The following is a 12,099-nucleotide window of genomic DNA, read 5'->3' as shown; positions in this document are numbered from 1 at the left end:
ACCAGAGTCAACACGCGGCGATGCGTGGACAAAAAAATAGTTCCTAAGGAATGGGCCGTCTATTCAGCGGCGGTCGCAGCCATATGCGGCGCAAGAACCAACGTTTGCTCCGTTGACCTGCGATGCGTGGGGAAGGAAACAACATTGTCTGCATCCGACTGGCTTGCGTCGACATATTCTTCGACGGCGCACACCCAGAAGTCCTGGCCCCGCGCGGGGCAGCCATTTTCGAACAGAAGAACTGCGTCCTTCTGACCCTCGACCAACGTCAACTCGGCCTCGTAGGTCTGCGCCCCATTCGTCAATGAGACAACTGCAAGCGTGGCGACCGGCTTCAGCGTTGCGGCTTCGGGGCCATGCCCGGCCAGCGCCATCAACGCCTGATCATGTCCAGTCTGAACGGAATATTCCGCGTTACAGTCCGGCAAGCGTGTCATGCACCCATGCCACGACCAAGATGCTCCAATGGCCAAATCTGCCACAGGCGCTGCTTCAAGCCCGTCAATTTCCGTCTGGGACCAAAATACTGCTACGCGACCGTTATACCCGGCTGTCATCTGCCCGCCCGACCTTTCAAACTCATCACCCCGTACACTAGCGGTGTATCAACGATGAATCCGGCGGAAAAGAGACGGAATTGCAGCTTTCACGAGAATGTTGCCGGAGAGTCAAATCAAATTGAGACTCCGGCGAAACACAATACAACTTTAACGACAGTTATGTGGCACTCGTCAACCGCATTTCGAATGTCCGCAGCTGCGGCAGGTCATGCAGCCCTCGATCATCACCATGTCATACTGGCCGCAGGACGGGCAGGCCTTGCCGCGTGGGGCATCCATGTTGACCACCTGCGCCTGCGGGTCGGACTTCAGCCCCATCCCTTCCCCCTCAAGGAACCCGATCGCGATCATGTGCTGCTCGATCACGCCGCCGATGGCCGCCAGGATCGAGGGGATGTACTTGCCCTGCACCCAGGCCCCGCCGCGCGGGTCGAACACGGCCTTCAGTTCCTCGACCACGAAAGACACGTCGCCCCCGCGCCGGAACACGGCCGAGATCATCCGCGTCAACGCCAGCGTCCAAGCGTAATGCTCCATGTTCTTCGAGTTGATGAACACCTCGAACGGACGCCGCCGGCCACCGATGACGATGTCGTTGATCGTCAAATAGATCGCGTGCTCGCTATCGGGCCATTTCAACTTGTAGGTCGAACCCTCAAGCGATTGCGGCCGGTCCAGCGGTTCGGACATGTAGATCACGTCACCGCCGTCCACCTCGTGCGGGGCATCAGCGCTCTCGCCCGGCACCTTGTCGTCGCTTTCCGAGACGGTCAGAACCGAGCCCGTCACATCATTCGGGCGATAGGTCGTGCAGCCCTTGCAGCCCTGATCCCAGGCCTGCATGTACACGTCCTTGAAAGCATCGAACGAGATGTCCTCGGGGCAGTTGATCGTCTTCGAGATCGAGCTGTCGATCCATTTCTGGGCCGCTGCCTGCATCTTGACATGCTCGGCCGGGGTCAGGGTCTGGGCGTTCACGAAATAGTCGGGCAGCTCGACATCGCCGAACTTGTCGCGCCACATCTGAACGGCATAGTCCACCACCTCTTCCTCGGTGCGCGACCCGTCTTTCTGCAGCACCTTGCGGGTGTAGGCATAGGCAAAGACCGGCTCGATCCCCGACGACACGTTACCCGCATACAGCGAGATCGTCCCGGTGGGTGCGATCGAGGTCAGCAGAGCATTGCGGATCCCATGCTCGCGGATGGCCTCGCGCACATCGTCATCCATCTGTTGCATGGTGCCGCTGGCCAGGTATTTCTCGGCATCGAACAGGGGAAACACCCCTTTTTCCTTGGCCAAGTCCACCGAAGCCAGATACGCGGCGCGGGCGATCGCGTGCAACCAGCGCTCGGTCTGACGCGCCGCCTCGTCCGAGCCATAGCGCAGGCCCAGCATCAACAGAGCATCCGCCAGTCCGGTCACGCCCAAGCCGATGCGGCGCTTGGCCTGCGCCTCGGCGGCCTGCTGCGGCAGCGGGAATTTCGAGGCATCCACCACGTTGTCCATCATGCGAACGGCCGTGGCGACAAGCTCCTGCAATGCCGCCTCGTCCAGATGGGCCGCGTCTTCGAACGGCGCCGACACCAGCCGCGCCAGGTTGATCGAACCCAAAAGACAAGCGCCATAGGGCGGCAGGGGCTGTTCACCGCAGGGGTTGGTGGCGGCAATGGTCTCGCAATAGCTCAGGTTGTTGGCCTGGTTGATCCGGTCGATGAAGATCACGCCCGGCTCGGCATAGTCATAGGTGGCCTGCATGATCTTGTTCCACAGATCGCGGGCCTGCACCGTGTGATAGACCTTGCCGTCAAAGATCAGATCCCACGAGGAATCGGCCTTGACCGCCTCCATGAAGGCATCGGTCACCAGCACCGACATGTTGAACATGCGCAGCCGGGCCGGGTCGGATTTCGCGGTGATGAACTGTTCGATATCCGGGTGGTCGCAGCGCATGGTCGCCATCATCGCGCCCCGGCGCGAGCCGGCCGACATGATGGTGCGGCACATCGCGTCCCACACATCCATGAACGACAGCGGCCCCGAGGCATCGGCGGCCACCCCATGCACATCCGCGCCGCGCGGCCGGATGGTCGAGAAATCATAGCCGATCCCCCCGCCCTGCTGCATGGTCAGCGCGGCCTCTTTCAGCATGTCGAAGATGCCGCCCATGCTGTCGGGGATCGTGCCCATGACGAAACAGTTGAACAGGGTCACTTGCCGCGCGGTGCCTGCTCCGGCCGTGATCCGCCCGGCGGGCAGGTATTTGAAGTCCTCAAGAGCCTCGTAGAACTTCTGTTCCCAGTGCGCGGGGTCCTTTTCCACCCGTGCCAGATCGCGCGCAATCCGCCGCCACGTATCCTCGACCGACTTGTCGATCGGCGTGCCATCCGCCTTCTTGAAGCGGTATTTCATGTCCCAGATCTGCTCGGCGATGGGGGCGGCAAAGCGGCTCATTGGTGATTCCCTGTCGTGAAAGAGGCATCCAGATTAGACCAAACCAGCGCCGAACCACAACAGCTTGATAGCGCGCAACGGTAAGCTACAATATAAAGATGGTCCGTGGGACGACTCTGTGGGAAAGCTGTGGATAAGTACATCAACCTCGTGAAACTCTCGGTCGGGTCCGAGAGCGTTGACAGCCTGATCGCCTGGCAGGACAGCTATCGCCGGCGGTTCGCGGACGGCCTGCCCCGCCACATCACCCGCATGTGGCCCAAGCGCGAGCCCGAGATTCTGAACGGCGGATCGATCTTTTGGGTCATCAAGGGTGTCATCCAGTGCCGCCAGCGCATTTTGCGGCTGGACGAGGTGACGGGTGAGGATGGCATCCGCCGCTGCGCCATCGTGTTGGACCCGCAGGTCCACCGCACCCAGGGCGCGCAGAAACGGCCGTTTCAGGGCTGGCGCTATCTGAAACCCGAGGACAGCCCCGCAGACCTGCCCGAAAGCCGCGCCCAGGACGACGCCCTGCCCGAGGATCTGAACCGCGCGCTGGCCGAGATCGGCGTGCTCTGACCTCAGCCCAGACGGCGCATCACTTCTGCCAGAGCGGCCTTTTCGGCACCCCCGTAATCCGCAACCCGGCTGCGCCACAAAGTGGCCTGCGATTGCAGGATCAGCCCATCTGACAGGATCTTGAGGTGGTTGGCGCGCAGGGTCTCACCGGTCGAGGTGATGTCGGCGATCGCCTCGGCGGTTTCGTTCATCACCGTGCCCTCGGTCGCCCCCTGGCTGTCGACCAGCGTATAATCGGCAACCCCGGAATCGGTCAGGAACTCGCGCACCAGACGGTGATACTTGGTGGCGATCCGCAGGCGGTGCCCATGCGTTTCCCGAAAGGCGGCGGCGGCGGCGTCCAGGTCATCCAGCGTCTCGACATCGACCCAGCAGGCCGGAACCGCGATCACCAGATCGGCCTGGCCAAAGCCCAGCGGTGCGATTTCTTCGACCTGCTGTTCCCAGCGCGGCAGTTTCTCGTGCACCAGATCGGTGCCGGTCACGCCCAGGTGAATCCGCCCGGCAGCCAGCTCGCGCGGGATCTCTCCGGCCGACAGCAGGATCAGCGAGACATCCTCGATCCCGTCTACCTTGCCTGCGTATTCCCGGTCAGACCCGGCCCGCGACAGCTCGATCCCGTGGCGAGCGAACCAGGCAAAGGTTTTCTCCATCAGCCGCCCCTTGGACGGCACGCCCAGCTTCAGGGTCATTGGCCCGCCTCCTCGATTTCCAGCATCAGGTCGGGGCGCAGCACGCCACCCACCGCCGGGATCTCGGCCCCGTTGCCCAGCCGCCGCGTCAGCGCGTCATAGCGCCCGCCGGTGGCGATGGGCGGCAGGTCGGGGCGGCGCTCGGCGTAGAAGCCGAAGACGAACCCGTCGTAATACTCCATCGAGGTGCGCCCATACGAGGCCTCGAAATCCAGCTTGCTGACATCAACGCCACGCGCCTGCAGGGCGGCAATCCGCGCCTCGAGCCGGTCCAGCGCGGGGGTGATCTGGGGCAGATCGACGGCGATGTCGCGCAGATGCTCCAGCGCATAGGGCATGGTCTCGCGCACACCCAGCAGCGAGTCCAGCCCGGCCATTTCCGTGTCGGAAATCGGCGGTGTGTCGCGGTCGGCGCGCAGGGCGTCGATGCGAGCGACGATCTCGGCCGGTCGGCGCTTGCCGATCATCGGCGCGTCGCAGGCCATCGGGTCTGCCGCCCCGAGCAAAGCGGCGCGGTGGTCCGGCTCGGGCTTGCGGCCCGCGAACCGGTCCAGCAGAGACCGGAACCGGCGCGGACGCCACAGATGGCGCATCAGCGCGGCCTTGCGTTGGTCGGAGGTGCGCAGGCCTTGTACGGCCGCGGTCAGAATGCCGATGTCGCCGGTCGCCGCGCGCAGCGGCAGGCCCCGCAATTGCAGGGCAAACAGCGAGAACACCTCAGCATCGGCCCCTGCCGGGTCGTCGCGGTCAAAGACCTCGTAGCCCACCTGGATGTATTCATTGGCGCGGTCGGGGTCATGTTCCTGACGGCGGAACACCTCGCCCGAATAGGTATAGCGCGCCGGTTCGGCCCCGTCGCGCATGTGCATCTGCACCACCGGCAGGGTGAAATCCGGGCGCAGCATCTGTTCGCCGCGCAGCGCGTCCGAGGTGACATAGGCGCGCGCGCGGATATCCTCGCCGTAAAGGTCCAGCAGCGTCTCGGCCGATTGCAGCAGCGGCGGGTCGACGACTTGCGCCCCGGCGGCTTCGAAGCGCACGCGCATCATCGCGGCCCGGGCCTGGATCTGGGATCGATTGGGCATGGCTCAGTCCTGACTGTCCAGAATCTCGCGCACCTTGGCGACCAGATCACCGCGCGGCACCTCGAACTGGCTGGGGCGTTCCTTCCATTCCTCGAGCGTGGCGCTCTCGGCGATCTTGGCGCCCAAGATCAGGTCCTTGATCTGAACCACGCCACGGTCCTTCTCGTCCCCGCCCTCGATCACCGCGACGGGCGAGTTCCGCTTGTCCGCGTATTTCAACTGATTGCCGAAATTCTTGGGGTTGCCCAAGTAAACCTCGGCGCGGATGCCGGCATTGCGCAGCTCGGCCACCATCGCCTGATAGTCGGCCATGCGGTCCCGGTCCATCACGGTCACGACGACCGGCCCGGTGTCATGCGACTTGATCCGCCCTTTTTCGCGCAGCGCGGCCAACAACCGGTCGACCCCGATCGAGATGCCCGTCGCGGGCACTTCCTGTCCGGTGAAACGCTTCACCAGATCATCATAGCGCCCGCCGCCCGAGACCGAACCGAACTGCCGCTTGCGGCCCTTTTCGTCGAAGATCTCGAAGGTCAGCTCGGCCTCGTAGACCGGACCGGTGTAGTATCCCAGCCCTCGCACGACCGAGGGGTCGATCTGGATGCGATCGGCGCCATAGCCGCCCGCGGCCAGCAGCTCGCCGATCTGTTCCAGCTCGGAGATGCCTTCGGCGCCGATCTTGCTGTCGCCCACGGCCGCGCGCAGGTTAGCCAGCGTTCCGGCGGCGTCATCAGCCTTGGATGTCAGGAAGGCGATCACCGGCTCGGCCTGATCGTCGGACAGGCCCACCCCGTCAATGAACGCGCCCGAGGCGTCCAGCCGGCCCTTGGTCAGCAACTCGCGCACGCCCTGCTCACCCACCTTGTCGAACTTGTCGATGGTACGCAGAACGTCATCGCGCGCCGCCGTGTCCGCGGCCAGGCCCATGGCCTCGAGCACGCCGTTGAGGACCTTGCGGTTGTTGACCCGCACCAGATAGTCGCCGCGCGGGATGCCCACGGTCTCCAGCGTATCCGACAGCATGGCGCAGATTTCGGCATCGGCGGCCATGCTGGCCGTGCCCACCGTATCCGCATCGCACTGATAGAACTGGCGATACCGTCCCGGCCCCGGCTTTTCGTTGCGCCAGACCGGCCCCATCGCATAGCGGCGATAGGGCGTGGGCAGGTCGTTGCGGTGCTGGGCATAGACCCGGGCCAGCGGCGCGGTCAGGTCGTAGCGCAGCGCCATCCAGTCGCCGTTGCCGCCCTCGCCAAACTCCTGCCAGGCGAACACGCCTTCGTTCGGGCGATCGACGTCGGGCAGAAATTTGCCCAGCGCCGCGACCGTTTCCACGGCGCTGCTTTCCAGCGCGTCAAACCCATAGCGATGATAGACGTCCGCAATCGTCCGCAGCATCTCGGTGCGCTGCGTGACTTCCTGGCCGAAATAGTCGCGGAACCCTTTCGGCGTGACGGCCTTGGGGCGGGGCTGTTTCTTGGGCTTGGCCATGTGGGGCGTCCTTGGGATTTCATCACTTGCGCGCGCGGTCTATCCCATGGTCTGGGTCGGGGCAAGCCAGCGCTGGCATTGCGCGCGCCACAGCGGTATGACCGCACCAGATCACAGGAGCCCCAGCGATGCAGCATCTGGAAGAAAAAATTGCCCATCTGACCCGCGCCGTGGATGACCTGAGCATGGTGGTCGCCAAGCAGCAGGACGAAATCGACCGCCTGACCCGCCGCGTGGCGATGTTGATGCAGCGCGAAGCCGAACGTGCGCAGGAAGGATCCGGCGGAGTCATTCTGGGCGACGAGCGCCCACCGCACTATTGAGCCCAGCCCCTACAGCCCAAGCGTTGATCTAACGGCATCGTCGACGACACCACCCAACAGGGCATCCTCATCGCCTGCGCAACCTTCGGTCAGCGCTGAAAGAAAAGCCTCACGCAGCTTGGCCTTTTCTTCGTCCGAGGATGCAAAATCTTCGATATTAACCTGACGGTTGTAGAGTGAAAGAGCGGTCATCTTTCTGACAACGTCGAAAACGTATTCATCATTCCCATCAGCCTCTTCGATGACCGAAGCACAGGTATGGTACATCAGCGGAAGTGCGTCTTGCGCCATCTGGTCTGCGGCCTCGTCCGCAGTGCCGATGGACGGGAGAAGGATAAAGCCGGCCAGAACAGGTTTGAAATCAAGCAGTCGCATCAGAGCTCCTTTCTGAAGGCGGTCAATCATGGACACCCCCGTCACTTGCGGTTTGCCCCAATGATTGCACCGACAACCGCACCTGCGGCCGCGCCTTTGCCATCTCCGATCAACGCTCCGACGCCGGCGCCGATCAGGGCTCCCTTCAGCGCATCTTCTTCCTTCTTCTTGTCCGCCAACGCGGCTGACGCAGACAAGACGATCAGCGATGCCGCCAAAATACAGGCTGGCGCCTGCGCGCATTTCCTCAAGATCCACATTTGGTTGCCCTCCCGTGACCAAGCCCGAACCGGGTGGTCAGCGTAGCCCGCTCCAGGAATTCTGGCAACAAAGGCTATCCCCGGGCTAATTGCGCCGAATGCCGATTGGTCTGCCGATCTGCGGCTCAGGGGGCAATGCGGCATGGTCGGACACCATTCGCGCCAGCCGCACCGCGGCCCAGTCCGGATAGGGTTCCGACCGGCCTGTTGTGTGGCTGACATTCATGACCAGGGCCTCTTGTGTGGCACAGACCACGCCATCCTTGGCCGACACCATCTGCGCAAAATAGTGACCACGCTTGTGATCGGCATCCAGCATCCGAAACCGGAAAACCAGCGCCTCGCCCTCGCGAACCTCGCGCAGGAAATGCAGGTGCGACTGCAGGATGTACGGCCCCTGCTCCAGCGCCGCGACCTGCGGTTCGCCCAAGCCCAGATGATCGACCAGCAGCCGTTCAAAGGCCAGATCGAACACCACGCCATAATACCCCACATTCATATGGCCATTATAGTCAATCCAATCGGGCCGGACCGTGAAACCGGTGATTTCGACCGGTGCGGGGTACGGGCCGTCATGGCCGCCCAAAGGCTCGGTTTCCCGGGTCATTCGTCGTCGTCCTCCTCGAAGATCGCCACTGCGCGGATGAACCCGGCCGAGGCGCCCTTGATCTTGAACGGAAAGCACGAGATCTCGAACCCCGTGGGCGGCAGGCTTTCCAGATTGGTCAGCTTCTCCATGTGGCAATAGCCGATCTCCATCGACGCGCGATGCCCCTCCCAGATGATCGAGGGGTCATGTGTTTCCGCGTATTCCTGCGCGGTCAGCGGAAAGGGCGCGTCCCAACTCCAGGCGTCGGTGCCGGTCACCCGCACGCCGCGCTCGGTCAGGTACAGCGTGACCTCGCGCCCCATTCCGCAGCCTTTCATCAGGTAATCCGGCTGGCCATAACAGGTGCCAGCCGAGGTGTTGACCACGACGATATCCAGCGGTTGCAGGTCATGCCCGATCCGCTTCAGCTCGGCCGCGACATCGGCGGCGGTGACGACGTAGCCATCCTCAAAATGCCGGAAATCCAGCTTCACTCCCGGGTTCATGCACCACTCCAGCGGCACCTCGTCGATGGTGATCGCCCGCTCGCCCCGGTTCATGGTCGAGTGGTGATGGTATGGCGCGTCCAGGTGCGTGCCGTTGTGGGTGGCGATCTGCAGCCGTTCGATGGCCCAGCCCTCGCCGCCGGGCAGGTCCTCTTTCTTCAGACCGGGGAAAAAGGCCATCACCTGCTCGGCCGTCTGGTCGTGGCTCATGTATTCGATCTGCGGCAGCATGATCGGTGGGTCAGACACGATGCCGGTTTCCAGCGGAACGGACAGATCGACGAAACGGCGGGCCATGAACTCCTCCGGGATTGCGCGGCTCAAGGGTTGGCTGGTTGCAAGCATCTGTCAAGCCAAGAAAAAGGCGGGCACGCAGGCCCGCCTTTCCAGGTTTCGTGAGTGGTTGCAGGCCCTACTCGGCCGCGATGGCGTCCTCGATCTTGTCCACGCGGATGGCCGAGAACTTGAACTCGGGGATCTTGCCATAGGGGTCGATGGCCGAGTTGGTCAGGATGTTCGCCGCCGCCTCGACATAGGCGAAGGGGATGAACACCATGTCCTCGGCGATCGCCCGGTCGGCGCGCACCATGATCTCGATCGAGCCGCGCCGGGTGGTCAGACGCACCATCTCGCCCGGCTCGATCCCCATCAGCTTGAGCGTACGCGGGTTCATCGAACAGTTCGCCTCGGGCTCGACCGCGTCCAGAACCTTGGCACGACGGGTCATGGACCCGGTGTGCCAGTGTTCCAGTTGCCGCCCTGTGGTAGCAATCATGGGGAATTCCTCGTCCGGGGCCTCATCCGGGGGGATGATGCTGGCCGGGGTGAATTTCGCACGGCCATCCGGGCGCGGGAAGCCGTCGCCGAACACGATGGACTGGCCCGGATCGGTCTCGAACAGCGACGGATAGGTGATGCTCTCGGTCTCGAGCCGCTCCCAAGTGATGTTGTCCAGCGAAGCCATGGTCAGCTTCATCTCGTTGAACACCTGCGAGACATCCGTGTAATCCCAGTTCAGCCCGATGCGCTTTGCCAGATCGACGGTGATCGCCCAATCCTCGCGCGCTTCGCCCGGCGGCGGCACCGCAGGGCGCACGCGCTGCACCTGACGGTTGGTGTTCGACACCGTGCCGTTCTTTTCATACAGCGCCGAGGCTGGCAGGATGATGTCGGCATAATTCGCCGTTTCGGTCAGGAAGATGTCCTGCACGATCATCAGATCCAGCTTGGCCAGCGCCTCGCGGGCGTGGTTCACGTCGGGGTCGGACATGGCCGGGTTTTCGCCCAGGATGTACATGCCCTTGATCTTGCCGGCATAGGCGTGGTCGATGATCTCGGTCACGGTCAGGCCCTTCTCGTTCGAGAAATCGCCCGAGTTCCAGACCTGGCTGAACTTGGCCCGCACGGCGTCGTCGGTGACCGACTGATAATCGGGCAGGAACATCGGGATCAGGCCGGCATCCGACGCCCCCTGCACGTTGTTCTGCCCCCGCAGGGGGTGCAGACCCGCGCCGGGCTTGCCCACATTGCCCGTCATCAGGGCCAGCGAGATCAGGCAGCGCGAATTGTCGGTGCCGTGGATATGCTGGCTGACGCCCATGCCCCAGAAGATCAGACCCGCCTTGGCGTTGGCGAAAATCCGGGCCACGCGGCGCAGTTGATCGGGCTCGATTCCGCAGATCGGCGCCATCTTCTCGGGGGTGAACTGGCGCAGGTGCTCCTTCTCGGCCTCCCAGTTCTCGGTCCAGCGGTGGATGTACTGGCTGTCATACAGCTCTTCCTCGACGATCACGTTCATGATCGCGTTCAGCGTCGATACATCGGCGCCGGGCCGGAACTGCAGCATCTCGGTCGCGAATTTGCGCATGCCCACGCCGCGCGGGTCCATCACGATCAGATTGCCGCCGCGCTTGGCGAACTGCTTGAAATAGGTCGCCGCGACGGGGTGGTTCTCGATCGGGTTGGCGCCGATGATGATCGCCACATCGGCGTTCTCGATTTCGTTGAAGGTCGCGGTCACCGCGCCCGAGCCCACGTTCTCGATCAGCGCGGCAACCGACGAGGCGTGGCACAGCCGCGTGCAGTGGTCCACGTTGTTGTGGCCAAAGCGCTGCCGGATGAACTTCTGGAACAGATAGGCCTCTTCGTTGGTGCATTTGGCCGAGCCAAAGCCCGCCACACTGCGCGGATCCTCATCTCGCAGCTTCATCAGCCCCTTGGCGGCCAGGTCCAGCGCCTCGTCCCAGGTGGCCTCGCGGAAATGGGTGCTCCAGTCGGCGGGATCGACGTTCAGGCCCTTCGGCGGCGCATCCTCGCGCCGGATCAGCGGCTTGGTCAGGCGGTGCGGGTGGTGGATGTAGTCGAACCCGAACCGTCCCTTGACGCACAGGCGGCCTTCGTTGGCGGGGCCGTTGATGCCCTCGACATATTTGACCTTGCCGTCCTTGACCTTGAGGCTGACCTTGCAGCCCACCCCGCAGAAGGGGCAGACGCTTTCGGTCTCGCTGTCGTAATCCTTGCTGCCGCCGCGCTGCTGGTCGTCAAGCACGGTGGCGGGCATCAGGGCGCCGGTGGGGCAGGCCTGAACGCATTCGCCGCAGGCGACGCAGGTCGACTCGCCCATCGGGTCGTTCTGGTCGAACACCACCTGCGCGGTATGCCCGCGACCGGCCATGCCGATCACGTCATTGACCTGTACGTCGCGGCAGGCACGGACGCAGAGGTTGCAGTTGATGCAGGCATCCAGATTGACCCGCATCGCCACATGGCTGTCATCCAGCAGCGGGATCTTCTCGGGTTCTTTCGCCGGGAAACGGCTGTCGCTGACATCGTTCAGCTTGGCCATGTCCCAGAAATGGCTGGAGGCATCGTGCGGCTGCTCGGGCTGGTCGGCCACCAGCAGCTCCATCACCAGCGCGCGGGATTTCTCGGCGCGGTCGGTGTCGGTTTTCACCACCATCCCCTCGGCCGCCGGGCGGATGCACGAGGCGACCAGCGTACGCTCGCCCTCGACCTCGACCATGCAGGCGCGGCAGTTGCCGTCCGGGCGATAGCCCGGCGCGGGTTTATGGCACAGATGCGGGATAACCAGGCCCTTGCCGTTGGCCGCTTCCCAGATCGTGGTGCCCTCGGGCACCGTCACGTCTTCGCCGTTCAGATTGAAGGTGACGGTCTTGGTTTCGCTTGCATCAAGCATGGCTGTC

The 12,099-nt window shown here is 63.5% G+C and carries 12 protein-coding genes; 2 read left to right on the top strand and 10 right to left on the bottom strand.

Annotated features, from left to right (window positions below):
* Window positions 1-59 precede the first annotated feature (59 nt).
* Together ACR0MM_RS08595 and ACR0MM_RS08590 are read right to left on the bottom strand one after the other, a co-directional pair.
* Complete coding sequence (locus ACR0MM_RS08595; protein ID WP_170538035.1) at window positions 60-437, bottom strand: hypothetical protein; 378 nt, start codon at window positions 435-437, stop codon at window positions 60-62.
* 294 nt (window positions 438-731) lie between these two features.
* Window positions 732-3,014, bottom strand: coding sequence for an adenosylcobalamin-dependent ribonucleoside-diphosphate reductase (locus tag ACR0MM_RS08590; protein ID WP_480695625.1), 2,283 nt, complete (start codon window positions 3,012-3,014; stop codon window positions 732-734).
* A 129-nt stretch (window positions 3,015-3,143) separates the two neighbouring features.
* Between ACR0MM_RS08590 and ACR0MM_RS08585 the strand changes: the two genes are divergently transcribed.
* A complete protein-coding gene (locus ACR0MM_RS08585; protein WP_170340498.1) occupies window positions 3,144-3,575 on the top strand; it encodes a DUF1489 family protein in 432 nt (143 codons plus the stop codon).
* A gap of 2 nt (window positions 3,576-3,577) precedes the next feature.
* Here ACR0MM_RS08585 and hisG read toward each other — a convergent pair whose 3' ends face one another.
* From hisG to hisS, 3 genes are read right to left on the bottom strand one after another with little or no spacing between them, the layout of a single operon-like run.
* Complete coding sequence (gene hisG, locus ACR0MM_RS08580; RefSeq protein ID WP_170390874.1) at window positions 3,578-4,267, bottom strand: ATP phosphoribosyltransferase; 690 nt, start codon at window positions 4,265-4,267, stop codon at window positions 3,578-3,580.
* Window positions 4,264-5,352, bottom strand: coding sequence for an ATP phosphoribosyltransferase regulatory subunit (locus ACR0MM_RS08575; protein WP_170390873.1), 1,089 nt, complete (start codon window positions 5,350-5,352; stop codon window positions 4,264-4,266). The genes hisG and ACR0MM_RS08575 overlap by 4 nt, the downstream gene beginning before the upstream one ends.
* A gap of 3 nt (window positions 5,353-5,355) precedes the next feature.
* Complete coding sequence (gene hisS, locus ACR0MM_RS08570) at window positions 5,356-6,843, bottom strand: histidine--tRNA ligase (protein ID WP_480695623.1); 1,488 nt, start codon at window positions 6,841-6,843, stop codon at window positions 5,356-5,358.
* Window positions 6,844-6,971: 128 nt separating this feature from the next.
* On the opposite strand from hisS, the gene ACR0MM_RS08565 reads away from it, so the two are divergent.
* A complete protein-coding gene (locus ACR0MM_RS08565; protein WP_480695621.1) occupies window positions 6,972-7,166 on the top strand; it encodes a SlyX family protein in 195 nt (64 codons plus the stop codon).
* Window positions 7,167-7,175: 9 nt separating this feature from the next.
* Here ACR0MM_RS08565 and ACR0MM_RS08560 read toward each other — a convergent pair whose 3' ends face one another.
* The 5 genes from ACR0MM_RS08560 to fdhF all read right to left on the bottom strand — a co-directional run bounded on the left by ACR0MM_RS08560 (window position 7,176) and on the right by fdhF (window position 12,092).
* On the bottom strand, window positions 7,176-7,541 hold the full coding sequence (locus ACR0MM_RS08560; RefSeq protein WP_480695619.1) for a hypothetical protein: 366 nt from the start codon (window positions 7,539-7,541) through the stop codon (window positions 7,176-7,178).
* Between the two features lie 41 nt (window positions 7,542-7,582).
* Complete coding sequence (locus ACR0MM_RS08555) at window positions 7,583-7,801, bottom strand: YMGG-like glycine zipper-containing protein (RefSeq protein WP_480695617.1); 219 nt, start codon at window positions 7,799-7,801, stop codon at window positions 7,583-7,585.
* A gap of 85 nt (window positions 7,802-7,886) precedes the next feature.
* Window positions 7,887-8,408, bottom strand: a complete 522-nt coding sequence (locus ACR0MM_RS08550) for a thioesterase family protein (RefSeq protein ID WP_480695615.1) — start codon at window positions 8,406-8,408, stop codon at window positions 7,887-7,889.
* Window positions 8,405-9,193 carry a cyclase family protein gene (locus ACR0MM_RS08545; RefSeq protein WP_480695613.1) on the bottom strand — a complete coding sequence of 263 codons (789 nt, stop codon included), beginning with the start codon at window positions 9,191-9,193 and terminating at the stop codon, window positions 8,405-8,407. The genes ACR0MM_RS08550 and ACR0MM_RS08545 overlap by 4 nt, the downstream gene beginning before the upstream one ends.
* 115 nt (window positions 9,194-9,308) lie before the next feature.
* The gene (gene fdhF, locus ACR0MM_RS08540) at window positions 9,309-12,092 is read right to left on the bottom strand and encodes a formate dehydrogenase subunit alpha (protein WP_480695611.1); all 2,784 of its coding nucleotides are present in this window, start codon (window positions 12,090-12,092) and stop codon (window positions 9,309-9,311) included.
* Window positions 12,093-12,099: the final 7 nt, after the last annotated feature.

Source organism: Ruegeria sp. BC6 (assembly GCF_056539185.1).
Note: the sequence above shows the minus strand (reverse complement) of the source record. Positions and strands in the feature narration are given on the sequence as shown.

Bases quoted from the DNA above. Each gene is read 5' to 3' on its own strand.
- ACR0MM_RS08590 (WP_480695625.1), bottom strand. From the start codon at position 3,014: ATGAGCCGCTTTGCCGCCCCCATCGCCGAGCAGATCTGGGACATGAAA.
- ACR0MM_RS08565 (WP_480695621.1), top strand. From the start codon at position 6,972: ATGCAGCATCTGGAAGAAAAAATTGCCCATCTGACCCGCGCCGTGGAT.
- hisS (WP_480695623.1), bottom strand. From the start codon at position 6,843: ATGGCCAAGCCCAAGAAACAGCCCCGCCCCAAGGCCGTCACGCCGAAA.
- ACR0MM_RS08560 (WP_480695619.1), bottom strand. From the start codon at position 7,541: ATGCGACTGCTTGATTTCAAACCTGTTCTGGCCGGCTTTATCCTTCTC.
- ACR0MM_RS08545 (WP_480695613.1), bottom strand. From the start codon at position 9,193: ATGGCCCGCCGTTTCGTCGATCTGTCCGTTCCGCTGGAAACCGGCATC.
- hisG (WP_170390874.1), bottom strand. From the start codon at position 4,267: ATGACCCTGAAGCTGGGCGTGCCGTCCAAGGGGCGGCTGATGGAGAAA.
- ACR0MM_RS08550 (WP_480695615.1), bottom strand. From the start codon at position 8,408: ATGACCCGGGAAACCGAGCCTTTGGGCGGCCATGACGGCCCGTACCCC.
- ACR0MM_RS08555 (WP_480695617.1), bottom strand. From the start codon at position 7,801: ATGTGGATCTTGAGGAAATGCGCGCAGGCGCCAGCCTGTATTTTGGCG.
- fdhF (WP_480695611.1), bottom strand. From the start codon at position 12,092: ATGCTTGATGCAAGCGAAACCAAGACCGTCACCTTCAATCTGAACGGC.
- ACR0MM_RS08575 (WP_170390873.1), bottom strand. From the start codon at position 5,352: ATGCCCAATCGATCCCAGATCCAGGCCCGGGCCGCGATGATGCGCGTG.
- ACR0MM_RS08595 (WP_170538035.1), bottom strand. From the start codon at position 437: ATGACACGCTTGCCGGACTGTAACGCGGAATATTCCGTTCAGACTGGA.